2 protein-coding genes are annotated in these 766 nt (G+C 53.4%); both read right to left on the bottom strand.

Translation table 11 applies throughout. The features are described 5' to 3' along the window. Positions 1 to 243, bottom strand: a 243-nt coding sequence (locus tag G6N74_RS31690; RefSeq protein ID WP_512698590.1) for an immunity protein TriTu family protein, incomplete at its 3' end; no start/stop codon positions are given. A gap of 60 nt (positions 244 to 303) precedes the next feature. After that, a partial coding sequence (locus G6N74_RS30435) for a hypothetical protein (RefSeq protein ID WP_205826944.1) occupies positions 304 to 766 on the bottom strand: 463 nt, incomplete at its 5' end.

The raw sequence follows: 766 nt of genomic DNA on the forward strand, positions 1-766 counted from the left end.
TGTTTCTCCGTTCGATACCCAAATTGCATACACGTCGGCAAAGGGCCATGGCTCACTAGAGGCGCCTGCTGGCCAAACGGTTATTCGGCCTATGACCTTGTCGCCCTCAAGGTCGAGCCAGATACCTTGATCTGGCCAAGATGCCCAATTGTTTCCCCGAATCACTCTAAAGTGAGCCGCAATTCTCGATGAGTGCGTAGCTAACCAGCCTTCCAAAACTTCGGGGATATTCGTTCTCATCATTTGTGCTCATAACCGGGGGGGAAGCGAGCGGTCCACCTCCAGGCAATGCGTGCGACGGTTCTAGCGAACGCTTGCCTCTATGCCACAATACTGCTTGGCCTGTGCTCGCAGTTTATCACCCTTAGGTCCCTTCAATTTTACGAAGCAGCCTTTCAACTCGTAAACGGCCACATCCGCGGCGGTTTGCTTCTTCGTCTCGTGCAAACCGGCCTTCGCGATCATACGACATCCTTCGGACGCACCCTTGAGGTCGCTGAACCTGTAACTCTTTAGGAGATTTCTGACACTGGGTGCATTGTCAGCCGGTTTGTAACCGGAAGGTTTGAACTGCTTCGTAGTGAAGCCGAAATCGGCCCAGACCACCATCTTGCCGCCGTTTCGAACCTCAACTCTGCAGCCTGCCTGCGAGGGAAGTGTCATAGACATCAAACCGATTGCTGCGAGGAGCAGGCCCAAGAAAAATGGACTTCCGAGACGTACTGTCACGATCGTGAAGAGTGATTTCATGCGCCCATTCCACCCT

It is taken from the genome of Mesorhizobium zhangyense (genome assembly GCF_011045115.1).
GTDB lineage: Bacteria > Pseudomonadota > Alphaproteobacteria > Rhizobiales > Rhizobiaceae > Mesorhizobium_M > Mesorhizobium_M zhangyense.